The following is a 26,273-nucleotide window of genomic DNA, read 5'->3' as shown; positions in this document are numbered from 1 at the left end:
GAAAGAATTATGTCGATTATCTGAAAATATCTTATTTTTACTATAAAGCGATATCCTTTTTGAGTTTTTCATATTTTGGTACACTATATAAGTAATGTAAATGAGAGAAAAGAGGTTTTTTTACTATGAAGTCATTAGAAGAGATTTTACAATACAATGAAAAATTTGTTGAAGAGAAAAGATACGAAGAGTATGAAACGGGAAAATTCCCGAATAAAAAAATGGTAATTATCTCTTGTATGGATACTCGTCTTGTTGAATTATTACCAAAAGCAATGAATATGCGTAACGGTGATGTGAAAATTATTAAAGTAGCAGGAGCTGTTATCTCACATCCATTCGGAAGTATTATGCGTAGTATTTTAGTTGCTGTATATGAACTTGGTGCTGATGAAGTTTGTGTAGTTGGTCACCACGATTGCGGTATGGCAAAAATTCAAGCAAGCAGTACAATTGAGAAGATGAAAGAGCGGGGTATAACAAATGAGAAATTAGATACACTCCGTTATTCTGGAATCGATTTAGAAAGATTCCTACAAGGGTTCTCTAGTGTAGAAGAAAGTGTAGAACATAGCGTATCGATACTTCGCAACCATCCATTACTTCCAGAAGAAGTACCTGTTCACGGTCTTGTTATAGATCCTGATACAGGAAAATTAGATTTAGTTGTGAATGGTTACGACAATTAAGAATTTACTTTGTCATCCTTTTTATCTGGGACAGGATCAAATCCTCCCGGGTGGAAAGGGTGACATTTTAATATACGCTTACAAGTAAGCCAAAAGCCTTTGAGGGCACCATGTTTTTGAAACGCCTCTAATCCGTAATGAGAACAAGTCGGATAAAAGCGGCAAGTTGGTGGTGTCATCGGAGAAATGAACTTTTGATAAAAGCGTATAATCCCAATAAAAATCTGTTTCATAATGATCTCCTTTTCAGCATAGTCTTAAAGTATTATAGCACGACTGTACATAATACTTTACTAATGTGCATTTCCGTTATATCATATTGGATATAACGGAATTAAATTAAAAGCGGGAGAGATGTTGTATGCCATCAGTAGAAAGCTTTGAATTAGATCATACGATTGTAAAGGCACCTTATGTAAGACATTGCGGAGTTCACAATGTAGGTAGTGACGGTATTGTAAATAAATTTGATATTCGTTTTTGCCAACCGAATAAACAAGCAATGAAACCAGATGTTATTCATACGTTAGAACATTTATTAGCATTTAATTTACGTAAATATATTGATCGTTATCCGCATTTTGATATTATCGATATTTCACCGATGGGCTGCCAAACAGGATATTATCTTGTAGTAAGCGGAACACCGACAGTACGAGAAATCATTGATTTATTAGAATTAACATTAAAAGATGCGGTTCAAATTACAGAAATTCCAGCTGCAAATGAAACACAATGTGGTCAAGCGAAGCTTCACGACTTAGAAGGAGCACAACGCTTAATGAACTTCTGGTTAAGCCAAGATAAAGATGAACTTGAGAAAGTGTTTGGATAAGAAGAAAAACTGCCTGTGAAAGGGCAGTTTTTTTATTGTGCTAAGAGCAACCATACTCTTCTTTTTTATGAAAATATATTACATACTCCAACATATAAAACAAAGGCAGAACAGAGAAAATAAACAAATGCTTTCATTTTTTGCTGCTTCTTTATTTCATCGATTCCAAAAAGGATACACATAATACTTAAAAGGATAAACACGTAAGGTAAAAGAATAGTGAAGTTTGCAAAGAAGCTAAATAGGGCGAGAGAAAGAGCGATAGTGGCGATTATAATTTGAATGTTTTTTAACATGGAATCCCCCTTAAGTAGAAAGAAATAGTTACTGAGAGAAAATAATTATAAATGCTAAATTGGTCAAAATTTCATTCTACATATAACGAAAGTAGTTTGATATTAAAAAGAAGAATATGAGACTGGAAACGAAAAAATACGGGATACTCATTGATTTTCGTCCGGATTTCAATTCATTAATTCCTAGAAGAATAAAGAAACAAATGAGAATAAATTGTACGTATGGGAGAAGTGAAAAATTATCGGTAACATGGATATAAGTGCTTAGAATGAGTAAGAGAAGCATGAGAAATGCTAAAAAACTCCGTAATATAGTTAGAGTTAGCATTGTATAGCCTCCTTTAGACCATTTATCGGAATATTTCTGTGAAACCAATAAATAAAGCAGCGGCTCCTGTTAGTAGAGCGAGCACACTACCTCCTGTTTGCTGTTTTAATATTTCCTCTAAACTTATGGTGAGGGCCATAACTCCTAAAGAGATAAACATATACGGCATTATTTCTCTATTACTAGTAAAAAATCCATAGATTGCTATAGATAAAGCAATAAGTGATAAAGTAATCCGTACTCCTTTTAGCATGCATGTACCTCCTTTTATTTGATATAACTAATGATGAGAACAATCCAAATGAAAGCACCGGCAATAATACAAATAAATCCAGTTGCTGATTCCTTTTTCTTTATTTGTTCAAATGCGATGAGAAACATTAAAGCCCCTAATAGAAATTGTGAAAGAGGTAAAAAATTATTTTGACCTGTATATAATCCAATTGCCGACATAACGATCACAGTGAGTGCTACTATGATGCGAAGTATACGAAGCATATTAGGAATTCTCCTTATTCTTTTTTGTATAAGGATTGTCTTCTAGTTTATCGACGGAATGTTTATAAGCATAGCCTTTATTAATTGTCATGATGGAGAGTACGAGGATGATTAGGACGATGATAATACCGATAATTAATATTTTGAACATAAAATCCCTCCTTTTCTTTATTTTACATAATTTTGTAATTGATGAAAACAATAGAAAATAAAAGGATGAAAGAAGGGTGTTACATGGAGACGAAAAAAACATATTATATATCAATAGGAAATGGTCAAATTTCACAAGTGAAGACGGCGGATACGTATAATTTTGAGATTTCCGCAAATGATGAGGAAATTACGGAATTAAGAGAGCACTTTGATCAAGCATATGTAGAAGATTTAGGGTCATTTGTACGCTCCCACGTTCCATTTGTTGAGTATCATCACGATTCAAATAATGACCGATATGATGAACAACTACAAAAAGCATATAAAATGATTTACGATTTAGGAAATCATGAGACGAAAGAATTAGTCGCGCAAATGGGAATAATCAATGGATTGTAATTGGATAATATTATGCAGAAAAGCGAGAATATGCTACAATTTGTGGTAGGAAAAACTTGTAACCATCAATAGGGGAGTAATGGCATGTACAAATTTAAAGATTATTACCACAACACTGTACAATTATCGTTTGAACGTTATCCATTTTCTCCTGAGCCAAAGCATGTTTGGGTTGTATGCCGGTACGGGGATCAATGGTTATTAACACATCATTTACGTCGCGGTCTTGAATTTCCAGGTGGTAAAGTAGAAATAGGGGAAACACCGGAAGAAGCGGCAGTTCGAGAGGTTCATGAAGAAACCGGCGGCATAGTTTCTGATTTAACTTACTTAGGACAATACAAAGTATCTGGAAAAGACAAAATAATCATTAAAAACATTTATTTTGCAACAATTAGTGCGGTAGAAGAACATACGCATTACGAAGAAACGAAAGGGTCTGTTTTATTAAAAGACATTCCTGACAACATTAAAACGAATAGAAAATTTAGCTTTATAATGCGCGATGACGTATTAGCGCGTACGATGAAACATATAGAAGAAATCGGCTGTTTTACGAAGTAAAGTGGCCGGTTTCTTTTTTTGTATGTAAGAATAAATGTAAATATATCTTTACATTATTTTGGGTATATTATACAATTTTGTAAAGATATATTTACATTTTAGGAGGGGGAAGATGGATAAAAGAAAAGGAACGACTGTTGCTGTGTCTATGGTTAAATTAAATGTCTATGCATTTCTTATAATATTTGTTTTGGCATTTGGAATTAGTTTTTTACATGCACTTCTTTCAGGCGGGGTTCAAGTTGAAATTACGTTACCAACTGTGTTTCTTTTTATTATCGCAATGATTGTTCTCGTTTGTATTCATGAAGCGATACATTTAATTGGCTTTCGCTATATCGGAGGTGTTCCGTGGAGTGAACTAAAATGGGGCGTTAATTGGAAATTAGGTGTTGCATATGCTCATTCTAAACAGGCGGTTACAGTAAAGCAAATGAAGAAAGTGTTAATGCTTCCGTTTTTACCAACTGGAATTTTGCCAATTGTATTGGGATTAGCTATGAATCTGGAGCCACTCTCATTTTTAGGAATTCTACTAACAGCAGGTTGTATCGGCGACATTGCCTTATATCAAAAAGTTTCAAAATTTCCAGATGATGCGCAAGTGATAGATCATCCGAGTAAACCGCAGTTTACAGTATATGAATAATAAAGGAAGAGGAGGCGTTTTTGAACAACTGCCTCCTCTTATTATTTTTTGTCGGTGAATCAAGATATCGTGAAAATTGTTGATATAATTTAATTACTATTATTGTGTTTTTATCTCCACCTCTAAAAACAAAAGCACCTCCAACAAATCATCTACGATACGTGAATGCTTAAAATCACCCCAAAACGAATCTTTTTTCCAAACACCAAGAATTCCTACTTGTTCAGAACCAAGCACATCGTTTTCTGGATGATCTCCAACATAAAGACATTCTTCTGCCTTAACATCTAGTCTTTGCAAAGCACGTTCGAAAATTTCAGGGTGAGGTTTTTTAATTCCTTCAGCTTCTGAAACGAGAATGGTGTTTGTATACGTATGTATATGTAGTGCTCGAAGGTTGCTCATCTGAAATTCAGTAAAACCATTTGTGATAATACCAATTTTAATGTTTCGCTGTTTTAACTGTTGAAGTAGTTCATGCGTGTTTTTGAAAGGAATACAATGATGTTGGAAGTTTGTAATATAGTCGTGTAGCAGTTGCTCTTGCGTTAAAGTAGTAATGTTGTATTCGGAAAGGAGAGTAGCATATACTTTATCCTTCCACGTATAACCATTATTATCGAGTTCAAGAAATCGAGAACAATACTCTGATTTCTCTATACTCATCAAATGTGAGGAGAAGCGATTATATTGCTCACAAATAAATTGTTCTAAAGATTGGCGCCGATCTAATAGTGTTCCATCTAAGTCGAATAAGATTGCACGAATCATGAGAAGCCTCCTTGCAGTTTTTATAATTAATTATCGCATATTCGTTAAAAAATGATTATTATATTTTTGTAGAATGTATTGATGGAGGACTGTATGAAGAGACTGTATGGCAAGTTAGTAGGGGGTATCGTTGCAATCGGCTTACTAGCAGGATGCGAAAGTTCTATGAAGAGTGTGAAAGAAAAAGAAGTGTGTAAAACAGACGAAGAATGTGTGGAAATAGGAGATAAGAAACTTCAAAAAGTATATGAAAAAATAGATGGATTATCTGAGCTTGAAGCAGTAGAAGATTATGAAATAGAAGAGCATGAAAGTGCGGATATGAAAGAGGCAGAGCAGAAAAAAGATGATGAGGATGATGATGAAAGTTATTTCTTTTTAGCTTCTTATTATATCGATGGTGATGAAATTGTAGATCCTTATTTTGAAAAAATAGAACGGAAACGTTTAAATAAAGTATTCGCTGAAGATAAAGAAGCGAAAGAAGAGGTGCTACAACAACGTCAAGATAGAGGGTATCATGAAGACTTATGGGATATGTATCGTACACTCATTCCAGCTAAATATCGTGGGAATATAACAGAATTTGATTTAATAACAGATGGTTATGACGGTGTTGTTGCCCATGTTATGCCGAGTATGGAGAATCCGAAAGACTGGACTCTTAGCCTAGATACGCTTGATTCTGCGGTAAATATCGATGAAGTGATGAAAACATTAATTCATGAGACGGCTCACGTGTTGACGCTCGGGCATAAGCAAATACCAGTAGATGAAAACTATGTAAAGGCTTTTGAAGAAGATAAAGATATTTCAACGTACCGAAATAAATGTGGAAATCTTTTCTTACAAGAGGGATGTGCGAAGGGAAAATCTTATATTAATCAATTTTATAACTCTTTCTGGAAGCCTATTGAGCAAGAGTGGACAGAAAAGAAAGTAGAAGAAAGTGAAGAAACTCAAATTGAGTTTTTTAAAGAAAAGCAAGATGAGTTTGTCTCACAGTATGGAACGACAAATGTAGCAGAAGATATCGCAGATACATTTACAGCGTTCATTTTACAAGATTCAAAAAAAGTGAAAGAGGGAACAGAGTTAAAATATAAGAAAATTGCTTTCTTCTATCAGTTCCCTGAGCTTGTAAAAATGAGAGCGGAAGTGCTGTCAGGATTATATGATGTTTCGAAAACGATAGAACAACAAAGTGGAGACTAATGTAAGTTATGTGTTCGATATAGTTTCGTTAAAGTAAAGCGTGAAGAATTTTTAATTCTTTGCGTTTTTTTATGTTGATAAAATTGAAAATTCTGTATTTTTCTTTAAAAGAAGAAGGAACTGGAGGTATAAAATAGAATTAGTATAAAAATGTCACAATTTAGACACAATTATAATGCGCGTGTTGTAGGGACTATAAGTTTACTCTCGAGGAGGTAATGAAACGTATGAAAACGATTCTTGCTGTTGCTGGTCTCATTTGGGTAATGTCTCACGGTTTTCCGATTTTTGAAGGGGAGCAAATTCGTAGTGCTTTGAATGAAAAGTTTAATGATTATCATGTGATAGATCGAAAAGATAATGTCGTTACAGTACGTGTGAAAGACTGTTTCCATACAGTTACGGTTGCGGATGGAAACATTACAAATGAAACGAAAATGTGTGATAAAAGGTAAAAGAAAGAAGCTGACTATAGCGTACTGTTTTGAGTCAGCTTCTTTTTCTTTTTCCAATTAGAATTTTTTCAAATGCCTCAACAAATACATACATAAGAGTTGCAAGAACACATGTGAGTAGTACGCTAAGTAAGACGAGTGTGAAGTTAAAGACTTGGAATCCGTAGCTAATTAAGTAGCCAAGTCCTTGTTTGGAAACGAGAAGTTCTCCGAAAATAACACCGACCCAGGATAAACCAACGTTTACTTTTAACGTTGAGATAATTGCTGGAAAGGATGCAGGGAGAACGACTTGCTTATAACATTGCCATTTATTTGCACCAAATGTGTCCATCACTTTTATATAGTTAGAATCGACTTCTTGAAATGCACTGTAAATAACGAGAATGGTAATGATGATGGAAATGATTACTCCCATTGCGATAGAAGATGAAATGTTTGGACCGAAAATAACGATGATGATTGGACCGAGTGCAACTTTTGGCATTGCATTTAGGACGACGAGATAAGGATCAAGTACGCGGGCTAGAAGTGGCATCCACCAAAGGAACGTGGCAATAATAGCACCAAGTACTGTTCCGAGAATGAAGCCTACTCCTGTTTCCAGTAATGTCGTCCATATGTGGGCCCAAAGTGAACCGTCGATCCATTTCGTTAAGAAGAGATCCCAAATACTCGAAGGAGAGCTAAAGAGTAAAGGATCAATCCATTCTTTTTTACTAGCTATTTCCCATAGTGCAAAGAAAAGAATAAGTAGTAAAAGTTGTAGCGAGCGAGCAATCCAAGCGCGTCTGCGTTCGTTCTTTCGAAATTGTTCATGTAGTTGTTTTATATTATCCAAGTCGTTCCAGCTCCTTCCATATATCTTGAAAGAGGGCTGGGAAATCGTAGTGATGGCGTGCTTCTAACGGTGATAAAGAACGGATACTTTCCGGGACGATAAAGGTTTTTGCGATTTTTCCGGGATTCGCTTGCAGTAAATAAATACGATCACTCATCGCGATCGCTTCTTCAATATCATGAGTAACAAGTAGTGATGTTTTCTTATATTTATTTAGTAAGTTGAAAACGAGTTCTTCTAGTTTTAATTTCGTTTGATAATCGAGTGCGGAGAATGGTTCATCTAGTAATAAAATTTTCGGATCAGTCGCTAATGTTCGAACGAGAGCGGCACGTTGACGCATACCGCCGGATAGTTCACGAGGATATTGTTCTTCTACACCATGAAGACCGACTTGTTTTAAAAGATTTAAAGTATGTTCTTTCATCTGCTCATCATAAATCTTTCGAATATGAAGTCCAAGCATAATATTTTCTTCAATCGTTTTCCAAGGGAATAAGTAATCTTGTTGCAACATATATCCCATAGATGATGTTTTCGTTGTAATCGGTTCACCATCTAAAAAGACGATACCGTCAATTGGATCAAGTAATCCAGCAATGATTGAGAGGAGCGTTGTTTTACCGCAACCACTTGGACCGAGTATAGAAATAAATTCGCCTTCTTCCACTTGTAAGCTCATATCTTCGAGAATAAGTTTGGCATTCTCTTTTGCAAAAAAACAGTGAGAAACGTTACGTATTTGTAAAAAACTCATACCCTTCGCCTCTATTTCTTAATAACGCTTTCGGCAATTTTTGTATTGACGAGCGCTTCATGTGGGACTTCTTTTTGTAATTCGCCAGCGTCTTTCATAATAGTTTGGAGCTGTTTCCATTCTTCCGCATCTAATAGTGGATTTGTCGCATAAGAATGTTGCTTTTTGTACCGTTCAATTACTTTTACTGTAATGTCTTTTGAAGTGTCTTTAAATAGCGGGGAAACAGTATCAGCAATCTCTTCTGGACTATGTGTATCAACCCATTGCTGTGCTTTATAGAGAGCACGTGTGAACTTTTCAGCAGCAGCTTTATCTTTCTTTAAGAAACTTTCTTTTGCCATGAACGTTGTATAAGGAACAGTACCAGATTCATTTCCGAATGAAGCGACGATATAACCTTTACCTTCTTTCTCAAGTATACTTGCAGTCGGTTCAAAGAGCTGTACAAACTCTCCAGTACCAGATGCGAAGGCATTTGCAATATTAGCAAACTCGATATTTTGAATTAAGTTTGTATCTTTATGAGGGTCAATGCCATTTTTCTTTAAAACGTATTCTCCAACCATTTGCGGCATGCCGCCTTTACGCTGTCCTAAAAATGTAACACCTTTTACGTCATTCCAATTAAAAGAGTCTAGTTTTTTACGTGAAACTAAAAATGTCCCATCTGTTTGTGTAAGCTGTGCAAAGTTAATGACAGGGTCTTTCGCTCCTTGTTGATGAACGTAAATAGACGTTTCAGAACCGACGAGAGCAATATCAATTCCGCCAGATAATAGGGCGGTCATCGTTTTATCGCCACCAGCTGTTGTTTGTAGGTCAATATTTAGTCCTTCATCTTTAAAAAATCCTTTTTCAATCCCAACATATAATGGGGCATAGAAGAGAGAATGGGTAACTTCGCCGACGCGAATGTTTTGAGTTTGTTTTTTCGTACCTTCTTTTTTACTACTACAAGCAGCAAAAGTAAAAACAGCTAGTAACATGATGCAAAAAATCGCGATTAATTTTTTCACTATATAACACCTCCTAGAAGTCACTCTACAAGCATGATATGTAGGTAATCGCCCATATGTGAGTGTAGATAGCAGGAATTTTTTTGGTGGTAAAGAAGTACAAATATAAGGGGTGATAAAATGGAGTACGAATACGATGATAGCGTACATTTACATCTTGATTATTTCGGGACAGAATGTGATATGGAATCGATTGCTTATAAGAGAAAGAATGAAGACGTATGGGATGTGTATTTTAATTTTGGAGTATACGGTATTCAGAAAGACGATGTAGAGTTAGGGAGATTTATGGACGAATATGCTGGTCATTACGTTTTTTCTGTACATGCTCGCGATCTTAGCTGGGAATTTGGAAGTGCCCAGTTTGAAGAGTGGGTGTTGAAAAATCGGATAGTAGAAAAAACGCTACAAAAATAGGAGGAATTTTGTGATTGGATTTCTCATCTTATTATTTATTTTTGTGGCCGGATTTTTTATCATGCAAATGCTTATTTACCGATTTGCAAAGAAAAACATCCATAAATATACAAAAATAAAGTGGTTTCATATGTGGCTACATATGAATATGAAAAAAGGTCCGAGATTAGATTTTTTTGATTTTGTAATTATAGTACTCGTATGTATCGTATGGAAAATATGGCTGCTTCCCTTTATATAATACACATACTAATCATTTTCTCTTTTATCATAAAATAACGAAAAGAACCTGTCTTGTGGCAGGTTCTTTTCGTTATAGTAATAGTTGTTAAAAACGTGCAACGCCTTTTTATTAATTCTTTCGTATTTTCATGTTAAATCTTTAATAGCAGGACTTCTAAAAAATAGTTATTGTATCATAAAGTGGAATGCTGAAATTAAGTTTTTCAAGAATGAGTAATTTGTATGCCACAATTTAACTGTTGATTAAGGGAATATTAAGACAATACATTTATGATAGAAACAAGTATGCAGACGAAATATGTAATATATGTTATTTTAATAGAAATAGTTCTTTCGATGCGAGGGAAATTAAGACATAGAAACGAGGGAATGAATTGAAGTATGGTTCTACACTTTTTCATCTTCCAAAAAGAAATATATTAATTTCTAGCATTATAAGTAGTATGGTGACTTTATTAGTAATAACTATGCTGTTTATGATTTTAAAGGTTTTTAATTTAGATATGATGAAAGATCATTTAAATCAAAAGCTTGTTTTAAGTGTTATGATGATTTTCATATGGGGCATAACGTTTTATATTACGCATTTCAATAAAAAAGAGATGTCTATACTTAGAGCATCCCTGCGAGTGCATTTTATATTACTTTTACTAGCTCATACAGTAGCGTTATTTTATATTGTCATGCAAGTTAATATGATTTTCATAGAGGCAATGAATTGGATTTACTTTTATAATATGCAGTTTATATTAAGTTTTGTAGTAATTTATGCAATATATATTCTTGTATATAATTTAATAGGTAAGGTTTTTCTAAGTATGGTTTTAACGAGCTGTACGTTAGTCATTTTAGGTATTGTGAATTATTTAAAGCTTATTTTCAGAGGCGATCCGTTATATCCTTCTGATTTCACACAAATTACGCATATGCAATCTGTTATACCGATGGTGATGGACTATTTTAGCTGGAGCTATATTTTTGTCATTATCTTAAGTATCGTAGCTTGTATTGTTGCAGGGATATATATGAGAAGCTATATTCAAAATGTAAAGATTCATCTAGGAATTAGAGCCTTATTAGTAGTAGGATCTATTTTTGTTTTATATGCGTACGGTAATTTTGCGAATACATTTATGAATAAAGTATTTCAAAAATCAGGTGTAGATTTTGTTTTGTGGAATCAAAATGAGAACTATGCTTCAAATGGTTTTGTACTAGGGTTTATTAGCAATTTAGATACAACAGTTATGGAAAAACCAAAAAATTATTCTAAAGAAAATATGCTTCAAATAGCAAACGATATAAAAAAACAATATAGTGGAAATATAGGGAATGAAAAGAAAAAAGAGAAACCGAATATTATTTTTGTAATGAGTGAATCGTTTTGGGATCCGACGAAAGTAACTAACCTTTCTTTTAGTGAAGATCCTGTACCAAATTTACATCATTATATAGAAAACTTTCCTGGTGGACAAACTATTTCTCCTACATTTGGGGGAAATACGGCGAACGTTGAATTTGAGGCATTAACGAGTTATTCGATGAGTTTGTTAAAGCCAGGTTCTATACCATATCAGCAGGTCATTACAAATAAGAAAGAAATTCCATCAATCCCTACGGCGTTGAAGAAAGAAGGTTATTACACAAGTGCAATTCATTCATTTGGTCGCACATTCTTTAAACGTGACGATGTATATAAGGTGTTAGGGTTTGATAAGTTTAATGCAGATGACACGATGAAAAATGTGGATATTGATGGAGATTATATTAGTGATTTAGCGATGAGTAAAGAGATAATTGCTGAGTTAGAGAAACAAAAACAACCTACATTTATTCATGCAGTTACGATGCAAAATCATTTTCCATTTACAGAGGGCCGATTTGGTGAAAACCTAATAGAAATTACCGGTCTAGAAAATGAAGAATCAAAGGGAGAATTAGAGACGTATACAGAGGGATTAAGACGTTCAGATGAGGCTCTTCAATATTTAATAGAGCAACTAGATAATTTAGATAGACCTACATTATTAGTATTCTTTGGAGATCATCTTCCATCATTAGGAACAAATAAATCTTTTTATAAAGAAAATGGGTATATAACGAATGAAAAAACACCGAGCGAACGTTTAGCGATGGCGCAAACTCCGTTATTAATGTATGCAAACTTTGATATGCCAAATGATAATTTAGGTTTAGTAAGCCCAATTCATTTTTCTAATCTTATTTTTGATTATGCAGGATTAAATAAATCCTTATTTTATCAATTTTTATCGGAACTTTACAAGGAAATACCAGTGCTTAGAGATGAATTAAAAGTTGATAAAAATGGAGAAGTAATCAATGATTTAACAAAGAAACAAAAAGAAATGTTAGAGCAATATAAAATGCTTCAATATGATTTACTCGTTGGAAATCAATATAGTAAAGATATCCTCTTTAAATAAAAGAAACAAAAAGAACTTGTATAACGATACAAGTTCTTTTTTCATAGTATTTAACGGGGTAACCAGACAAGCTGGGTTTAGGGAGTATTACTTGTACATTTAGTATATATGAAAATATAATCGTTTTATTTGTGTATTTGTGAGAAATGTGTGAATTTTATGTTTTATAAAAACGATTATATTAACTTTCGTTCTTGTATTGCAGTTGTTATGTCTGTAAAAATTTTATCAGTTCTTTATTTAATTCATCCGCTTGATCGATTGGTGAACCATGACCACTATTTGTAAGAGCATGTAACTGAGAATTTTTAATTCGTTGTTGCGTAAGTTCAGCACTTTTGTAAGGAATTAGTTGGTCGTGAACGCCGTGGAAGATTTTTGTTGGGACGTTAATTTTATTTAAATCTTTCGTTACATCTTCATTTGCAGCTGCTTGTAAAATTTTGATAAGGGCATAAGAAGCGGACTGCATACCGAGATAAGAAAACCATTCAAGGGTTGCAGCTCCTAAGTTTCTATTGAAAAAGGATAAAGATACATCATTTAAAAATTTTGGTAAATTAGCATACATTTGATTAATGAGAGCATCTGCTTGTTCTTTCGGTACACCGTAAGGGGACTCTTGATTTTTAACGAAAGAGGGGGAGACAGCGTCAATTAATGCGAGCTTAGAAATGCGGCGCCCATTATAGCGAGACATATAGCGAATAGAAAGAGCACCACCAACTGAGAAACCGACTAATGTAGCGTTCTCTACTTGGAGTGCTTCTAGAACAATTGCGATATCATCGGCTAATCGATCATACGTGTAACCAGTCCATGGCTTATCAGATTGTCCATTCCCTCGTATATCCATGGCGATACAGCGAAAGCCATGCTCTGGTAAAACATTGAGTTGATATTGATACATTTGATGATTTAAAGGCCATCCGTGAACGAAGAAAACAGTCTTACTACCTGGACCAGGATTAACGTCTTGCACAAAAATATGCACATCTTTCTCGACAGTAACAAACATAAATTTCCCCCTATTTTATGAATATGCTCTATCCCAAAAGCGTTGTTTTGTCATAGCTTTAATAAATTCATTTGCTAGTCGCGTAGGGTCTTGTTCTATTAAAACACCAGGCTTTCCTTCGATATTTAAAGATTGAATAATAGAAGAGCTGTTTTGGAAGGAGCCAATCGGCTTAAAGTGATTATATGATTCTACGACAAATGAACTTGCTTTGTTAAGAAAATGATCATCCATCTTTCCGCCAATAAGAAGTAATCCATCATAAAGGAGTGGTGAGCCTGTTAAGAAAGTATCATTTACTTCCCACTGTCCATTTGGCGTTCCCTGCACTATGCCTAATCGTTCGGAAACGATCACTGGTTGAAGACCTACTTGTTTGAACTGATTTATTATATAGTGTGCGCTTGGTCCATCATATCCATTTGCAACAATGACACCTACTCGTAATGTATTAGGACTAAAGGTTGTATTTGCCATACTTAGTGCTGGAGATGATTTTGTAACGTTGGATTCTTGCACATTTGGGACTTTTGCTCCGAGAGCTTCTGCAACTAAAGTAGCCAATTCTGTACTAATATGTCCAATCATATCCACGACTTGTTGGCGGACAGATTTACTTTTGACTTTTCCTAATTCAAAGGAGAAAGCCTGCATAATATGGATTTTTTCGAAGTGACTCATACTATTCCAAAATAAACGAGCTTGAGAGAAGTGGTCTTTGAAGCTAGCAGCAGTTTCCCTTGTTTTATGACCAGATACAGTAGAAGGATATGTAACGAATCCCCCCTTTGTTCCAGGTACAGTATAAGGAGAATTATTTGCTAAGGAATTGTTATGGTAGGCAACTTTTCCTTTGTCGATTATATATTTAGACGCACCATCTCTTTGGTTGTTATGAAATGGGCATATTGGACGGTTAATCGGTAGTTCTTGATAATTTGTACCAACGCGTGCTAATTGTGTGTCTGTATAAGAAAAGAGTCTACCTTGTAAGAGAGGGTCATTGGTAAAGTCAATACCACGGACGATACTTCCAGGGTGTAGTGCCACTTGTTCAGTTTCAGCAAATACATTATCTACATTGCGATTTAAGGTCATTTTCCCAATGATTTTAACGGGAAAATCTTCTTCAGGCCAAATTTTCGTTGCATCTAATATATCGAAGTCGTATTTAAATTCGTCCTCTTCTTCTAAAATTTGAATGCCAAGTTCGTACTCAGGATAGTTTCCAGCATTAATATTTTCCCACAAATCACGGCGATGGTAATCTGGGTCAGCACCACCTAGTTTTTGTGCTTCATCCCAAATTAACGAATGAACGCCAAGCTTTGGCTTCCAGTGGAATTTCACGAATCGTGACTTTCCATTTTTATTAACTAGACGAAATGTATGAACGCCAAATCCTTGCATCATTCGAAAGCTTCTTGGAATTGCACGATCGGACATAATCCACATCATCATTGCAGCTGATTCTTGATTGTTGGCGATGAAGTCCCAAAAAGTATCATGTGCTGTTTGACCCTGTGGAATTTCATTATGTGGCTCTGGTTTAAGGGCGTGAATAAGATCAGGAAATTTAATGCCATCTTGAATAAAGAAAATGGGAATATTATTTCCTACTAAATCAAAATTTCCTTCTTCTGTATAAAATTTAACGGCGAATCCTCTTACATCTCGATTCGTTTCATTTGCTCCTTTTGATCCAGCTACTTCAGAGAAACGAATAAAAAGCGGTGTTTTTTTTGAAGGGTCTTGTAGAAAGTGGGCCATTGTTAGCTCTTCTAAAGATTCATATAACTCAAAAATGCCATGTGCTCCGTATCCTCGTGCGTGAACGACTCGTTCTGGAATTCGTTCACGGTCAAAGTGAGAAAGTTTTTCTCGCATAAGGAAATCTTCTAGAAGGGTAGGGCCACGATCACTGGCAGTTAAAGAGTTTTCATCATTTGAAATTTTAACACCTGTATTTGTTGTCATCTCCTTTCCTTCATTTTCACGCGTGAAAGATTGGAGTTGTTCTGTCTTTTTATTTTTTTTGCCGTCCATAAAAAACACCTCCCATAATATACGTATTATTTTTTGTGTTTTTTATGCTTGTATATAGCATGAAGATGTTGCGTCGTTGGGATGATTTTCCTCAAATGTTCGATTTATCTTTGTTTGTCTATGAAAATCATTTATTATAATAAATGGTATTCTTCGAGATATTATTTTGAAGGGGTGTTGAAGTGAAAGAAAGTTTTCTATCATATAAAGAAGAAGAAAAGAATGCAAAAATCCTTTTATGGGTGTTATATGTCATTGTTATTGTATATCAAATTTTCTATGCAATCGTATTAGACGATAAATCAATAATGGATAAGGGATACAACATAGTATGGCAAGTTATTTGCGGAGTAGCAATACTGTGCGTGAATATATATTTAATGAAAAAAGAGAAGGCAAACCTTGTTAAATATGCATGGATATTTGCATACATAGGGATAGAAATCGCTAATATATTTTCATATATTTTTTATAATAAGGCGGCGTTTGATGCGACAAATATAATAGAAATTATTCTCATTTTCTTTGTACCCATATTTTTAAATAAAAAATTTTATGTGATTTTACTTTCTTCTATTGTAGGAAAATATTTAATTTATTTATTTGTATTAGAGGAAGTAAAAGCATTTATGTATCTTATTATGTATACACTTATGCTAATTGCGGCGTATATCATTTTAAACCGATTTTTACAATATCTTTCAGCTGTAAAGGAAAGTATTGCGATTGCTAGCGAATCACAGAAATTAGCAGTAATCGGAAAAATGGCAGCGACGGTTGGACATGAAATTAAAAATCCACTCGCTTCATTAAAAGGATTTACGCAATTACAACGAGAGAAGCATGAAGAGGATCCTATTTATAAACGTATGATTTTTGAAATAGAAAATATGAATAATATGATAAGCGAGTTAATGGAAGTTGCTACATGCAAACCTTCTATTTATAAGAAACATGATGTAGGAAAAATTGTATTACAAGTAATAACAAGTCTTCGCGAAAAAATGAATGAATTAAACGTACAGTTTATTTCTAATGTGGAAGAAAAAACAATAGAAGTTGAATGTGATGAACGAAAAATAAGAGGAGTCTTTTTATATACGATAAAAAATGCTTTAGAGGCAATGGAACAAGATGGCATATTACATGTAAGATTAGAAAATAAAGGGAAAGAGTATGTAATGATCAGCGTGATTGATAATGGTCATGGTATTAAGCAAGAAAACTTAATTCGTGTTACAGAGGCCTTTTATACAACGAAACAAGATAAAATTGGTCTGGGACTTACGGTAGCGAATCGAATTGTCGCCGAGCACCTTGGTGAGCTGCATATTTCAAGTGAAAGAGATACTGGAACGAGAATAGACATCATTCTCCCAAAGAAGTGTGGAAATACTGAAATCCAAGTGGAAGAAAAGCTAGGAGTTACCATATGAATAAAGGCTATATATTTAAAAACGAAGAAATAAAGGCGCTGAAAGCATTTTTAAGTTTATTTTTCATTATATTTTTTGTATATGATCTTGCTTATGAATTTATCGTACCGTTAATCGGTGGAGAGCAAGAAGGGGTAGGAGAGTTTGAAGATGGTTTAGGTTTATGGCTTTACTTTTTGATGGTGGTATTGTTTTGCGTTGGGATATACTTTATGAAATGGAAGAATGCTTTTGCGGTAAAGTATATTATTCTAATTGGCTATAATGTATTAGATTTTATCCATAACATTATGATTTATTATGGTAGCGATGCAGAATTTGACGGTGGAAATATAGTAGAAGGATTTTTTATTTTGTTTGCACCAATCTTTGTGAATAAAAGATATTTCTGGTTAATTCCAGCGATACTTGTCGGAAAGTATGCTCTTACAGGAATCATTATTCAATCTTCTCTCGTTTTAATCCCAATGGCATTATATAGCGTATTTACTATCATATGTTGGATTATATTTTTGAGGGTTCAGTCTTATGTTCGGACGCTTGAGATGATGGACAAAGAAATAAAACAGACAGAAAAACTAGCAGCTGTTGGAAAGATGGCAACGGTTATTGGTTATAAGATTAGAAGACCTTTAGCAAACTTAAAAAAACTTGTGAATAAACAAGCAGACAAGCATCCAGAGGATAAAATTTATAGTGATATTATGAAACAAGAAGTAGATCGGATTCATATAATTGCTACAGAACTTAGTGGATTTGAGAAATCTAAATCACTAGAATCAGAAACTCATAACATACAAGAAATTATCTCTTATGTTATTCGAGTTATGGAAAAGCCTGCTTTAAAACAAGGAGTCTACATACAAGGTATTTACAGTAAAGACTTACCATCGATTACATGTGATGAAAAACGATTAAAACAGGTCTTTTTTAATTTAATTAAAAATGCAATTGAAGCAATGTCAGTTGGCGGAACAATTACGATTAAAGTTACTGTAAAAGATGGAATCATCATTCAAGTGAAAGATGAGGGATGCGGCATTCCGAAAGATAAAATTCCAAAGTTAAATGAAGCCTTTTATACAACGAAAGAAACAGGAACTGGTCTAGGTTTAGTAGTTACAGAAAAAATTATTAAAGACCACAACGGTAAAATGAGTTTTGAAAGTGAAGTTGGGGTTGGAACGACGGTTGAGGTTATGTTACCACTGCATTAAATAGAAAAAACATCACTTCCAAATAAGTGATGTTTTTTCTATTTTATCTTGCTATTTGTGGATAGTAAAAATCTCATTTTATCGATAAAGAATGTATGATGTATTTCTAAGATCAAAATGTTTTTTTAGTTTTTATTATGGATTTTCAAGTAAAAAATTTAGACTATAAAAATTAATTGTTTTTTTCTAAAAAAACTATTTTCTTTTTTGGGTTTTAATGGTATATTCAAAACACGATAAATAAATACCTATTTTTGGCACACTATTCGAAAGGATAGGTCGCAAAGCTAAGAGTCTAAAGTAATGAAAATTACTATGATAGTCTGGTTGCAGTTTGGATTTTCACACATAGTTGTATGTATGAAAATCGAAGAGGCAACCGGATTTTTTATTGTCTCAAAAAGAAAAAATAAATGGGCACACTATTCGAAAGGATAGGTCGCAAAGCTAAGAGTCTAAGGTAATGAAAATTACTATGATAGTCTGGTTGCAGTTTGGATTTTTACACATAGTTGTATGTATGAAAATCGAAGAGGCAACCAGATTTTTTATTGTCTCAAAAAGAAAAAATAAATGGGCACACTGTTCGAAAGGATAGGTCGCAAAGCTAAGAGTCTAAGGTAATGAAAATTACTATGATAGTCTGGTTGCAGTTTGGATTTTCACACATGTTGTGATGTATGAAAATCGAAAAGGCAACCAGGCTTTTTATTTTCTAGGAATACACATTATGATTGTAAATTTAGCTGAACAATAAATTTAATGTTAGAAATATTCAGTTCATAAGAAATGAGGGAGGGAAGTACATTGCAAAATCAAATAGGTAAATTTGGGCGTATACTTCTCGCTGGAGGAATATTATTTACGCAAGTTGGTGTGCTAGATTACTCTGCAACGAAAGTTTATGCGGTTACAAACGACGAGCAAGGACGTTTTATCGTTCATATGGATAAACAAGAAATAAAAGTTGATGAAAATGTAGTATTAAAGATTACAAATACAAATAAACAAGATGCTAATATCGAGCTGAAATTATCTAATGAACAGCTGTTCAATGAAGCAGAAACGAAAAAAATGAACGAAAACAATAAAGCGATTCAAAACATTTCAGTAACAGAAGATCACATTGTAAAAATTGAAAAGAATGAACAAAGTAATTTTATCGGTGACGTATATGTAGTCATTCAAATGAAAAAAGCTGGAGAGTACAAATTTGAACCGATAGTGAAGTTTGAAGGGAATGAAAAGAAAATTGAATCTCCTTCTCTACATGTTGTAGAGAAAAAAGAGGTTTTAAATGTAGCCATTTCTGATGAAAATCCAAAGGCTTCAGAGGAAGTTATGAAAAAAGAAATAAGTGAAAAAGTGAAAGTATCGGAAGAAAATAAAAAACAAGAAATAAATTCTACTAATGCTGAAGTTCCAAAAGAAACGAAGACTTTAGCGAAAGAAAAGGTTAATGAAGAACTCGTACCAAAGGAAAATGAATTAAAAGAGAGCAATAGGATAAACGAAAATAATCAGGAATTACCTGCTATTCAAGCTGAGAAGGTATTAAAGAGCCAATCTCTACTAGCTGCTAGTCCTGTTACAAGTATTCTTAAATATCCAAATGTAAAGGTAATAAATAATAGAACAGGTGAAGGGCCTTCTATCTCGGGTAAATATGCTTTTAGATTTGTTTGGAGCCCACAAGTAACATATGAGGTAAAGGGTAGTAGCAATGACAGAACTGGTCAAAGTCAATATACATTTAGAAATTCAAATAGAGAACAGTACGTATTAGTAAAAAAAGCTGGTGAATATCAAGGGAAATGGATTGATGTCCGTATTAATATTCACTCTATGACAGCTTCATCTGTAGATGTTAAAACACCAATAACTAAAGGTGATGCAAAAAACTTTTTACAATTATATGGGAACGGAAGGTCAGGACAAACTTATAATGCTTCCTTTGAATTTTATGAACACGGAACAAGTAAAAAAGTACCATTAACGGCAATGTGGAATTTCAAAAGGATAAATAGTTATAAAAATGTAACGTTACGTAATGATGGTAGTCATTTAACGAATTTATACGTGTATGATACGAGTTCAATTAGGTATCAAGACAAAGGGAATAATAAAATCGAGTTTTCTGGCACAGCAGGTCCAGTAGCTACTCCAGAAGCAGATATGACAATTACATTTGATAATTTAACAGAATTACCGCTAGAAGTTAGATTAAATGCTTCAGGTGTTAATGTATCATACGACCAATTAGCGATTGCACAAATTGAAATTCCAGCTCCAAGTGTAATAGGAGATATTGTGGAAGATAATTCCCGTCAACTTTCTTATAAGGTATATCAAAATATGCCTGCTCAATCGAAAGAGATTCACTATGCGAAATCTTTTGTATTAGAAAGTGAAGTGAATAAGGATTTTACTGTGAATGATGTTTCCATTCAAGATGTGGAGAGTGGAGATGATGTAAGTAGCTTCTTTGATATTAGCAGGACAAACAATAAAGTCACTGCGGTTGCGAAAGTAAATGCGCTAAAAACAGAAGAATTCAACGGGAAAATTTATGAAATGACAATTACAGGTTCTCCTGTAAAAGGTGCTAATGTAATGAAATATTACAAAGATGGTTATCTTGAAATACCGGTGTCAGCTAAAAATTATTTAGATGGCGATAAGAATGGACAAGATAGTAATCGAGATGGAATCGCAAAAATAAGGTATAAAGGTATTCCAACTGGGAAACCAGTCCCACAAAAAGTAGTGCAAGGAACAGATTTAACAAAAATGGATATTTCTAAATTTGTGACAGATTTATCTGTAGATACAAATTTGGATGTAGATAAACCAATATCATTAGTGAAGTTAATCAATATTCCAGATACCAAAACAATAGGGAATCATACTGTAACGGTTGTAATTGAAACGAAGCAAGGTGTACAAGCGGAGATTCAAGTGCCGGTTACTGTCGTTGATGGGACTTTAAAGTTAGTAGACGTACCAAAAGAAATTACATTTGGAGATTTAACAATTCCATCGAAAACAACGACATACGCACCGAAGACGATTTCAAATCCTTTAAAGGTAACCGATGATCGTGTTAAAAAGCAAAAATGGAGTGTATATGTAAAGGAAATCACACCATTAACTTCAGCACAAAATGACACATTGACAGGAGCATTGATTTACAAACGAAATGGAAAGGATACACCTTTAAGTACTTCTAGTATAGAAGCATTCTCGTATACTTCTAAAAACGACGAGGAGGTTTTACTAAATTGGAAGGAAAACGAAGGAATTCATTTACAAGTAAAACCAGGGCCGAATGTCAAAGCAAATACTAAATATGCTGGACAGCTAGAATGGACATTAACCGATGCTCCTCTCTAAAAATATATGAAATATATAAATTTTAGAAAGGAGAGAGTAATGAAAAAAATAGTTGGTATTATCGTTTCCACAGTTATATGTGTGCCGTTTCTTATGGCAAATGTAGTAACGGCTACAAGTACGAATTCAAAAGCGGGTATTACATTTTCGAATAGCTATACACCAAATACATCAACTGATCCGACAAAGATAAATACAAAAAAAGAGACAGTTGATAAAAATAAAAATGGAGATAAATATTTACCGAAAACAGGAGGCCAGACACGGGACTTCAAACAATATATAGGATTGTTTTCAATTGTTTTATCTCTATATGTATTCAAAAGAATTAGGGGAAAGCAAGTGTATTCAAAATAAAAAATAGATGAAAACAGAGAAAAGGGGAAGGTACATATGAAACTAGCAAAATTAGCATTAATCGGTGCAGTATCATTAACATCAGTTGCAGCAGTAGGAACTTCAGCATTTGCGGAAGAGAAAGCAAATATGAAATCAAAAACAGATGTAACGTTTATTGAAGATACAAGCACAACAGATCCAAACAATCCAGAAAATCCAAATGAAAAAGTTACACCAGAGAACCCTGGTGACCATGAAATAGGAACAAAAGGTCCATTAAGTATTAACTACGTTTCTAACTTACACTTCGGCGAGCAAGTTATCTCTGGTAATGATCAAACGTACTTTGCAAAATTGGATAAAGTGAAACAAGGGAGCAAAACAGTTGAAGTACCTAACTTCGTATCTGTAACAGATAACCGTGGTACAAATGCAGGATGGAAATTGAAAGTAAAGCAAAATGCACAATTTAAAAGTGGTAATAGTGAGTTAACAAATGCAGCTTTAAGCTTAAGTAACCCAGCTGTAAATTCTGTAACTGATGCACAATATGCACCTACAACATTTAAAAATAAAGTAACGCTAGCTCCAGGTGGAGATGCGGTGGAAATTACTACTGCCGCAAAGAATAAAGGTATGGGTGATTGGACGACTGCATTCGGTAAAGGAACAGAACAAGGTAAAAAGAGTGTGAGCTTATTCGTACCAGGTACGACAGCGAAAGAAAAAGGTGCGAAATATTCAGCTGAGTTAACTTGGACTTTAGAAGATACACCAAACTAAGCTTATACAAGATTGAAAATTAAGAATGACTGAATTTTAAAAATGATCATAAAGGGGTATAAAACTATGAAATTAGCAAAAATAGCATTAATTGGAGCGGTAACATTATCATCAGTATCAGTAGGAACGTCTGCATTTGCAGCTGAGAAAGATGGCGGGAAATTAGACTCAAAAGCATTCATTAAATTCGAGAAAAATACAGATAAAATTGATGTTGTTAATCCAGAGAATCCAGATGAAACTGTAGATCCAGTTGATCCAGATAAAAAAGGTACAGATGGTCCACTAAGTATTGATTATGTATCTAACTTCAACTTTAAAACACAAAAAGCATCAGGGAATAACGAAATCTACTTTGCAGAATTAGATAAAGTAAAGAAAAAAGTAGACGGTTCTGTAATTGACGTGCCGAACTACGTTCAAGTAACAGATAATCGTGGTACAAATGCTGGATGGCATTTAACAGTAAAACAAAATGGTCAATTCAAAACTGCAGATGATAAAGCATTGGATGGCGCGGCATTAACATTAAAAAATTCAGCTTTGAAATCAAATGCAGGTAGCGACGCACCAACAGCAGAACAATCTATCACATTAAATCCAAGTGGTGCAGCATCTGATTTAATCGATGCAAAAGAAAACCAAGGTATGGGTACATGGGTAAATACGTTTGGTAAAGATGCAACAGAAGCGAAACAAAGCGTAGAGTTATCTGTACCAGGTAAAACGAAAAAAGAACAAACACAATACACAACTTCACTAACTTGGGAACTAACAGACGCTCCTATGTAAGTAAGAGGAATTTTAAGATAAAAGAGGAAAATGAGAAGAGATAAGGGAATGGCTTTAACCTTGTCTCTTTCTTGTCTATAAAATGGATATGAAGGGGATTACATAAGAGATGGTAAAAAAACTATTTACTAGCTTACTATTAATTACATTCTTCATGGTAAACGCTTTTTCAGTATATGCAGCTGAAATGAAATTCGCTGTGACAGCAGTTATACCAGAAAATCAAATTGATAAAAATCAAACGTATTTTGATTTGAAAATGCAACCTGGACAAAAGCAAACAATTCAAGTCCAAATGAAAAATGATACGAATAAAGAAGTTGTGGTAGAATCGTTTGCTAATACAGCAATTACGAATAGCAATGGTATTACAGATTATAGTACAGTAGAACCAAAAACGGATTCTACTTTGAAATATCCGTTTTCTAAAATTGCTAAAATGCCAAAAGAAACGAAAGTCCCAGCTAACAGCATAGTGACAGTTGATATAAACCTAGAAATGCCAAATGAGTCGTTTGATGGTGTTATTTTAGGTGGTTTATACTTTAAAGAAAAAGAAGATGAGAATGCAAAGAAAAAAGATGAAGGTGTGCAAATTGAAAATAAATATGCATACGCAATTGGTGTTGTTTTAAAAGAAACAGATGCTGAAGTAAAACCAGACATGAAATTAAACGAAGTAAAGCCAACACAAATTAACGGGCGTAACGTTGTTACTACAAATTTACAAAACGTAAAGCCAGCAATGTTAAAAAATTTAAGTGTTGATGCAAAGGTATATAAAGAAAAAGGTACAGACATTTTATTTGAAGCGAAAAAAGAAAAGTTAAGAATGGCGCCAAACTCAAACTTTGATTACGCTATTAGCTGGGAAAACAAAGCATTTGATCCAGGAACGTACCGAGTAGAAGTGAAAGCCACTGATGGCGATCAAAAATGGGAATGGACGAAGAAATTTACAATTGAAGGAAAGACAGCTGATAAGTTAAATGATACAGCAGTAGAAGCGAAAAAAGACTACACACTATATTACATTATCGGCGGAGTACTACTGTTAATTATATTATTAGTTCTTGTATTCTTCTTAGGTAGACGTTCTAAAAAAGAGGACGATAACGAAAAATAATATATTGATAGTGTAAAAAGAAATTAATGGATGTTTTACTACGAAAAATATATAATGGCTTTGTCTGTTATTTGTTGTAGTTCATTTATATTTCTATTTGTTGACCCGAATCTCGGGTCTTTTTTTATGAAATGAATTGCTATATGTTAGTAATTAGAAAAACAGAATATACAGCACTTGCAGTATGAATATAAAGAGCGGTTGTATCCTCTCACAAAAATAGGTTTCCAGCTGTAATACTGGTAGCACCAGTAAAGTCGGTGCTACTAGTAGGTTCATTTTTCGGCACAACGAAAGCATTTACGTAGGTACATGTGCTTTCTCATTTATCTATTTTTTTGTGGTCGGTTGTATTGTGTATATAAATTAAAAAAATGATAGTGTTAGAGCCACCATTTCTCCTGCGGAAGCAAAATAACATCCACATCAAAATTCTCTTTAAACCAATCATACATCAATGTCTCTTTCACTAAATATTCAGAGGCAGAGTGTGATACCCCAATTAGAGACATATTCGTTTCTTTTACATAATCCATAATGAGAGAGTATTTATGTCGGCCGTAATCATTGTCGATATGGCAATGGATTTCTCCTGTAATATATGCTTCAGCACCTTTTTCTTCTGCTTCCTTCATTAAAGATACAACATCGCCACATCCAGCGATAATTGCGATTTTTTTGATGGAATCATGTCGTTTACCTTCGAAGTCTGTGTAAGGAATCTGGAAGAGTTGTTTTAGATGTTTTTGGAGTGCTTCTGTTGATGTTTCATCTATTTCACAAATAAGGCCAATTGGTTCTTGTTCTGGACCTCCATATGCAAAGTCGTCCACTACAGTAGCGTTTAATGCTTTTGCAATTGAAATACTCGTTCCATGTGTTTGATGAAAATCCATTGGTACGTGACATGTATATATAGAAAGTTGTTTTTCTTTTATTCCTTGCAAATATTTTTCAGGAATTGGTATGAAACCGCGGCCTGATCTTCCAATTGGATCACCGCACTCCATTACAAGGGGATGGTGCATAAAGAGTAAATCACCGGGTGTGGATTGTGAAATGAATGTTTCAAGAACGTCATCTGTAGGGAATACAGCTAAAAATACTTTGTTTACATTTTCAGATCCGTGCATCATAAGGCCGTTAAATAAATCTACAAAATTTGCTTCGAAAAATTGTTGCCAAGGAAATTTGATAGGATCATATACGGCTGGGATAAATCGACTAAAGGCGCTATCTTTTCCGTATTTTTCAATTTGAAATAAGTGATCGAGTGATTGCTCTATTTTTTTTAAGGCTGGCATGTTTAAAAATCCTCCTTAAGATGATTCTTGCTTTATGAGTTGTTTATATTCTTCGTAGCAAAATAAGAAGCGGATAGGAAACAAATAAAACCTAGAATCCAGCTAATAGAAGGAGAATAGGGAAGTACATGCTGTAATAGCATTCCGCTAGAAATGAAGAAAATACTAAATAGACCTAATAACATAGGATAGCGTTGTAGTTTGAACACAGATAGTAAACATCCTTTCTCCTGCATGAACTACTCA

Annotated in this window: 29 protein-coding genes and 3 riboswitches; of the genes, 17 read left to right on the top strand and 12 right to left on the bottom strand. The window is 34.0% G+C overall.

The genetic code is table 11. From position 1 onward, the window contains the following. Positions 1 to 125: 125 nt before the first annotated feature. Positions 126 to 689, top strand: a complete 564-nt coding sequence (locus ACUXVC_RS24120) for a beta-class carbonic anhydrase (protein WP_000838173.1) — start codon at positions 126 to 128, stop codon at positions 687 to 689. On the opposite strand, the gene yidD is transcribed toward ACUXVC_RS24120, so the two are convergent. After that, entirely contained in the window at positions 686 to 922 is a 237-nt protein-coding gene (gene yidD / locus ACUXVC_RS24115) for a membrane protein insertion efficiency factor YidD (protein WP_000809334.1), read from the bottom strand. The genes ACUXVC_RS24120 and yidD overlap by 4 nt on opposite strands. A 128-nt stretch (positions 923 to 1,050) precedes the next feature. On the opposite strand from yidD, the gene luxS reads away from it, so the two are divergent. Beyond that, positions 1,051 to 1,524 carry an S-ribosylhomocysteine lyase LuxS gene (gene luxS, locus ACUXVC_RS24110; RefSeq protein WP_001141371.1) on the top strand — a complete coding sequence of 158 codons (474 nt, stop codon included), beginning with the start codon at positions 1,051 to 1,053 and terminating at the stop codon, positions 1,522 to 1,524. 65 nt (positions 1,525 to 1,589) lie between these two features. Here the strand turns inward: luxS and ACUXVC_RS24105 are convergent, their stop codons facing one another. From ACUXVC_RS24105 to ytzI, 4 genes are all read right to left on the bottom strand, one after another. Continuing rightward, positions 1,590 to 1,820, bottom strand: coding sequence for a YczI family protein (locus tag ACUXVC_RS24105; protein WP_053563496.1), 231 nt, complete (start codon positions 1,818 to 1,820; stop codon positions 1,590 to 1,592). Positions 1,821 to 2,170: 350 nt separating this feature from the next. After that, on the bottom strand, positions 2,171 to 2,401 hold the full coding sequence (locus tag ACUXVC_RS24100) for a DUF3953 domain-containing protein (RefSeq protein ID WP_144465147.1): 231 nt from the start codon (positions 2,399 to 2,401) through the stop codon (positions 2,171 to 2,173). 14 nt (positions 2,402 to 2,415) lie between these two features. Then, positions 2,416 to 2,646: a DUF3953 domain-containing protein gene (locus tag ACUXVC_RS24095; RefSeq protein ID WP_071740508.1), complete on the bottom strand. Its 231-nt coding sequence runs from the start codon at positions 2,644 to 2,646 to the stop codon at positions 2,416 to 2,418. A 1-nt stretch (position 2,647) separates the two neighbouring features. Beyond that, positions 2,648 to 2,797 (bottom strand): YtzI protein, encoded by a 150-nt coding sequence (gene ytzI, locus ACUXVC_RS24090; protein ID WP_000472791.1) that lies wholly within the window; start codon positions 2,795 to 2,797, stop codon positions 2,648 to 2,650. An 83-nt stretch (positions 2,798 to 2,880) separates the two neighbouring features. Here ytzI and ACUXVC_RS24085 point away from each other — a divergent pair, with 83 nt between their 5' ends. From ACUXVC_RS24085 to ACUXVC_RS24075, 3 genes are all read left to right on the top strand, one after another. Then, the gene (locus ACUXVC_RS24085; RefSeq protein WP_000448409.1) at positions 2,881 to 3,198 is read left to right on the top strand and encodes a hypothetical protein; all 318 of its coding nucleotides are present in this window, start codon (positions 2,881 to 2,883) and stop codon (positions 3,196 to 3,198) included. An 84-nt stretch (positions 3,199 to 3,282) separates the two neighbouring features. Then, positions 3,283 to 3,762 (top strand): antimutator 8-oxo-(dGTP/GTP)ase, encoded by a 480-nt coding sequence (gene mutTA, locus ACUXVC_RS24080; RefSeq protein ID WP_000276382.1) that lies wholly within the window; start codon positions 3,283 to 3,285, stop codon positions 3,760 to 3,762. A 112-nt stretch (positions 3,763 to 3,874) separates the two neighbouring features. Continuing rightward, positions 3,875 to 4,411 carry a DUF3267 domain-containing protein gene (locus ACUXVC_RS24075; RefSeq protein ID WP_095690103.1) on the top strand — a complete coding sequence of 179 codons (537 nt, stop codon included), beginning with the start codon at positions 3,875 to 3,877 and terminating at the stop codon, positions 4,409 to 4,411. A gap of 99 nt (positions 4,412 to 4,510) precedes the next feature. Here ACUXVC_RS24075 and ACUXVC_RS24070 read toward each other — a convergent pair whose 3' ends face one another. After that, complete coding sequence (locus ACUXVC_RS24070; protein ID WP_000617258.1) at positions 4,511 to 5,182, bottom strand: HAD family hydrolase; 672 nt, start codon at positions 5,180 to 5,182, stop codon at positions 4,511 to 4,513. Positions 5,183 to 5,275: 93 nt separating this feature from the next. Between ACUXVC_RS24070 and ACUXVC_RS24065 the strand changes: the two genes are divergently transcribed. Both ACUXVC_RS24065 and ACUXVC_RS24060 read left to right on the top strand, forming a co-directional pair. Beyond that, positions 5,276 to 6,397 (top strand): hypothetical protein, encoded by a 1,122-nt coding sequence (locus ACUXVC_RS24065; protein ID WP_098127437.1) that lies wholly within the window; start codon positions 5,276 to 5,278, stop codon positions 6,395 to 6,397. Between the two features lie 227 nt (positions 6,398 to 6,624). Then, complete coding sequence (locus tag ACUXVC_RS24060) at positions 6,625 to 6,852, top strand: hypothetical protein (protein ID WP_000849112.1); 228 nt, start codon at positions 6,625 to 6,627, stop codon at positions 6,850 to 6,852. Positions 6,853 to 6,886: 34 nt separating this feature from the next. On the opposite strand, the gene ACUXVC_RS24055 is transcribed toward ACUXVC_RS24060, so the two are convergent. From ACUXVC_RS24055 to ACUXVC_RS24045, 3 genes are read right to left on the bottom strand one after another with little or no spacing between them, the layout of a single operon-like run. Further along, positions 6,887 to 7,693 carry an ABC transporter permease gene (locus ACUXVC_RS24055; RefSeq protein WP_088024708.1) on the bottom strand — a complete coding sequence of 269 codons (807 nt, stop codon included), beginning with the start codon at positions 7,691 to 7,693 and terminating at the stop codon, positions 6,887 to 6,889. Next, the gene (locus ACUXVC_RS24050) at positions 7,686 to 8,450 is read right to left on the bottom strand and encodes an ABC transporter ATP-binding protein (RefSeq protein ID WP_000009022.1); all 765 of its coding nucleotides are present in this window, start codon (positions 8,448 to 8,450) and stop codon (positions 7,686 to 7,688) included. The genes ACUXVC_RS24055 and ACUXVC_RS24050 overlap by 8 nt, the downstream gene beginning before the upstream one ends. 11 nt (positions 8,451 to 8,461) lie before the next feature. Next, positions 8,462 to 9,469: an ABC transporter substrate-binding protein gene (locus tag ACUXVC_RS24045; protein ID WP_144465146.1), complete on the bottom strand. Its 1,008-nt coding sequence runs from the start codon at positions 9,467 to 9,469 to the stop codon at positions 8,462 to 8,464. Positions 9,470 to 9,589: 120 nt separating this feature from the next. On the opposite strand from ACUXVC_RS24045, the gene ACUXVC_RS24040 reads away from it, so the two are divergent. The 3 genes from ACUXVC_RS24040 to ACUXVC_RS24030 all read left to right on the top strand — a co-directional run bounded on the left by ACUXVC_RS24040 (position 9,590) and on the right by ACUXVC_RS24030 (position 12,573). Further along, a complete protein-coding gene (locus ACUXVC_RS24040) occupies positions 9,590 to 9,886 on the top strand; it encodes a DUF3986 family protein (RefSeq protein WP_000455579.1) in 297 nt (98 codons plus the stop codon). Between the two features lie 10 nt (positions 9,887 to 9,896). Continuing rightward, a complete protein-coding gene (locus tag ACUXVC_RS24035) occupies positions 9,897 to 10,127 on the top strand; it encodes a hypothetical protein (RefSeq protein WP_000578980.1) in 231 nt (76 codons plus the stop codon). Between the two features lie 376 nt (positions 10,128 to 10,503). Beyond that, positions 10,504 to 12,573 (top strand): LTA synthase family protein, encoded by a 2,070-nt coding sequence (locus tag ACUXVC_RS24030; RefSeq protein ID WP_095690105.1) that lies wholly within the window; start codon positions 10,504 to 10,506, stop codon positions 12,571 to 12,573. 208 nt (positions 12,574 to 12,781) lie between these two features. Here ACUXVC_RS24030 and ACUXVC_RS24025 read toward each other — a convergent pair whose 3' ends face one another. Both ACUXVC_RS24025 and ACUXVC_RS24020 read right to left on the bottom strand, forming a co-directional pair. Continuing rightward, on the bottom strand, positions 12,782 to 13,591 hold the full coding sequence (locus ACUXVC_RS24025; RefSeq protein WP_000498279.1) for an alpha/beta fold hydrolase: 810 nt from the start codon (positions 13,589 to 13,591) through the stop codon (positions 12,782 to 12,784). A gap of 15 nt (positions 13,592 to 13,606) precedes the next feature. Next, positions 13,607 to 15,637 carry a catalase gene (locus ACUXVC_RS24020; RefSeq protein ID WP_144465145.1) on the bottom strand — a complete coding sequence of 677 codons (2,031 nt, stop codon included), beginning with the start codon at positions 15,635 to 15,637 and terminating at the stop codon, positions 13,607 to 13,609. Positions 15,638 to 15,819: 182 nt separating this feature from the next. Here ACUXVC_RS24020 and ACUXVC_RS24015 point away from each other — a divergent pair, with 182 nt between their 5' ends. The 7 genes from ACUXVC_RS24015 to ACUXVC_RS23985 all read left to right on the top strand — a co-directional run bounded on the left by ACUXVC_RS24015 (position 15,820) and on the right by ACUXVC_RS23985 (position 24,723). Beyond that, the gene (locus ACUXVC_RS24015) at positions 15,820 to 17,073 is read left to right on the top strand and encodes an ATP-binding protein (RefSeq protein WP_071731811.1); all 1,254 of its coding nucleotides are present in this window, start codon (positions 15,820 to 15,822) and stop codon (positions 17,071 to 17,073) included. Next, a complete protein-coding gene (locus ACUXVC_RS24010) occupies positions 17,070 to 18,290 on the top strand; it encodes an ATP-binding protein (protein WP_053563505.1) in 1,221 nt (406 codons plus the stop codon). The genes ACUXVC_RS24015 and ACUXVC_RS24010 overlap by 4 nt, the downstream gene beginning before the upstream one ends. A 246-nt stretch (positions 18,291 to 18,536) precedes the next feature. Beyond that, a riboswitch (cyclic di-GMP riboswitch) is annotated at positions 18,537 to 18,625 on the top strand. A gap of 71 nt (positions 18,626 to 18,696) precedes the next feature. Next, a riboswitch (cyclic di-GMP riboswitch) is annotated at positions 18,697 to 18,785 on the top strand. 71 nt (positions 18,786 to 18,856) lie between these two features. Further along, a riboswitch (cyclic di-GMP riboswitch) is annotated at positions 18,857 to 18,945 on the top strand. 152 nt (positions 18,946 to 19,097) lie between these two features. Beyond that, positions 19,098 to 21,683 carry a WxL domain-containing protein gene (locus tag ACUXVC_RS24005; protein WP_446025856.1) on the top strand — a complete coding sequence of 862 codons (2,586 nt, stop codon included), beginning with the start codon at positions 19,098 to 19,100 and terminating at the stop codon, positions 21,681 to 21,683. A gap of 39 nt (positions 21,684 to 21,722) precedes the next feature. After that, entirely contained in the window at positions 21,723 to 22,040 is a 318-nt protein-coding gene (locus ACUXVC_RS24000; protein ID WP_000724871.1) for a hypothetical protein, read from the top strand. A 36-nt stretch (positions 22,041 to 22,076) separates the two neighbouring features. Continuing rightward, positions 22,077 to 22,805, top strand: a complete 729-nt coding sequence (locus ACUXVC_RS23995; RefSeq protein ID WP_000761531.1) for a WxL domain-containing protein — start codon at positions 22,077 to 22,079, stop codon at positions 22,803 to 22,805. A 66-nt stretch (positions 22,806 to 22,871) separates the two neighbouring features. Then, positions 22,872 to 23,597: a WxL domain-containing protein gene (locus ACUXVC_RS23990; RefSeq protein ID WP_000761506.1), complete on the top strand. Its 726-nt coding sequence runs from the start codon at positions 22,872 to 22,874 to the stop codon at positions 23,595 to 23,597. A gap of 109 nt (positions 23,598 to 23,706) precedes the next feature. Next, positions 23,707 to 24,723, top strand: a complete 1,017-nt coding sequence (locus ACUXVC_RS23985; protein ID WP_446025855.1) for a DUF916 and DUF3324 domain-containing protein — start codon at positions 23,707 to 23,709, stop codon at positions 24,721 to 24,723. 383 nt (positions 24,724 to 25,106) lie between these two features. Here the strand turns inward: ACUXVC_RS23985 and ACUXVC_RS23980 are convergent, their stop codons facing one another. Then, a complete protein-coding gene (locus ACUXVC_RS23980; protein ID WP_095690110.1) occupies positions 25,107 to 26,027 on the bottom strand; it encodes a Nif3-like dinuclear metal center hexameric protein in 921 nt (306 codons plus the stop codon). Positions 26,028 to 26,273: the final 246 nt, after the last annotated feature.

The sequence above is a fragment of the Bacillus sp. N6 genome (assembly GCF_052805735.1).
This window is presented reverse-complemented; position numbering and strand designations above follow the sequence as displayed.

Excerpts from the sequence above, each read along its gene's own strand:
- ACUXVC_RS24095 (WP_071740508.1), bottom strand. The coding sequence starts at position 2,646 with ATGCTTCGTATACTTCGCATCATAGTAGCACTCACTGTGATCGTTATG.
- ytzI (WP_000472791.1), bottom strand. The coding sequence starts at position 2,797 with ATGTTCAAAATATTAATTATCGGTATTATCATCGTCCTAATCATCCTC.
- ACUXVC_RS24075 (WP_095690103.1), top strand. The coding sequence starts at position 3,875 with ATGGATAAAAGAAAAGGAACGACTGTTGCTGTGTCTATGGTTAAATTA.
- ACUXVC_RS24070 (WP_000617258.1), bottom strand. The coding sequence starts at position 5,182 with ATGATTCGTGCAATCTTATTCGACTTAGATGGAACACTATTAGATCGG.
- ACUXVC_RS24120 (WP_000838173.1), top strand. The coding sequence starts at position 126 with ATGAAGTCATTAGAAGAGATTTTACAATACAATGAAAAATTTGTTGAA.
- ACUXVC_RS24040 (WP_000455579.1), top strand. The coding sequence starts at position 9,590 with ATGGAGTACGAATACGATGATAGCGTACATTTACATCTTGATTATTTC.
- ACUXVC_RS24105 (WP_053563496.1), bottom strand. The coding sequence starts at position 1,820 with ATGTTAAAAAACATTCAAATTATAATCGCCACTATCGCTCTTTCTCTC.
- ACUXVC_RS24000 (WP_000724871.1), top strand. The coding sequence starts at position 21,723 with ATGAAAAAAATAGTTGGTATTATCGTTTCCACAGTTATATGTGTGCCG.
- ACUXVC_RS24010 (WP_053563505.1), top strand. The coding sequence starts at position 17,070 with ATGAATAAAGGCTATATATTTAAAAACGAAGAAATAAAGGCGCTGAAA.
- ACUXVC_RS24085 (WP_000448409.1), top strand. The coding sequence starts at position 2,881 with ATGGAGACGAAAAAAACATATTATATATCAATAGGAAATGGTCAAATT.
- ACUXVC_RS24060 (WP_000849112.1), top strand. The coding sequence starts at position 6,625 with ATGAAAACGATTCTTGCTGTTGCTGGTCTCATTTGGGTAATGTCTCAC.
- ACUXVC_RS24050 (WP_000009022.1), bottom strand. The coding sequence starts at position 8,450 with ATGAGTTTTTTACAAATACGTAACGTTTCTCACTGTTTTTTTGCAAAA.
- ACUXVC_RS23990 (WP_000761506.1), top strand. The coding sequence starts at position 22,872 with ATGAAATTAGCAAAAATAGCATTAATTGGAGCGGTAACATTATCATCA.
- mutTA (WP_000276382.1), top strand. The coding sequence starts at position 3,283 with ATGTACAAATTTAAAGATTATTACCACAACACTGTACAATTATCGTTT.
- luxS (WP_001141371.1), top strand. The coding sequence starts at position 1,051 with ATGCCATCAGTAGAAAGCTTTGAATTAGATCATACGATTGTAAAGGCA.
- ACUXVC_RS24025 (WP_000498279.1), bottom strand. The coding sequence starts at position 13,591 with ATGTTTGTTACTGTCGAGAAAGATGTGCATATTTTTGTGCAAGACGTT.
- ACUXVC_RS24065 (WP_098127437.1), top strand. The coding sequence starts at position 5,276 with ATGAAGAGACTGTATGGCAAGTTAGTAGGGGGTATCGTTGCAATCGGC.
- ACUXVC_RS23980 (WP_095690110.1), bottom strand. The coding sequence starts at position 26,027 with ATGCCAGCCTTAAAAAAAATAGAGCAATCACTCGATCACTTATTTCAA.
- ACUXVC_RS23985 (WP_446025855.1), top strand. The coding sequence starts at position 23,707 with ATGGTAAAAAAACTATTTACTAGCTTACTATTAATTACATTCTTCATG.
- ACUXVC_RS24100 (WP_144465147.1), bottom strand. The coding sequence starts at position 2,401 with ATGCTAAAAGGAGTACGGATTACTTTATCACTTATTGCTTTATCTATA.
- ACUXVC_RS23995 (WP_000761531.1), top strand. The coding sequence starts at position 22,077 with ATGAAACTAGCAAAATTAGCATTAATCGGTGCAGTATCATTAACATCA.
- yidD (WP_000809334.1), bottom strand. The coding sequence starts at position 922 with ATGAAACAGATTTTTATTGGGATTATACGCTTTTATCAAAAGTTCATT.
- ACUXVC_RS24020 (WP_144465145.1), bottom strand. The coding sequence starts at position 15,637 with ATGGACGGCAAAAAAAATAAAAAGACAGAACAACTCCAATCTTTCACG.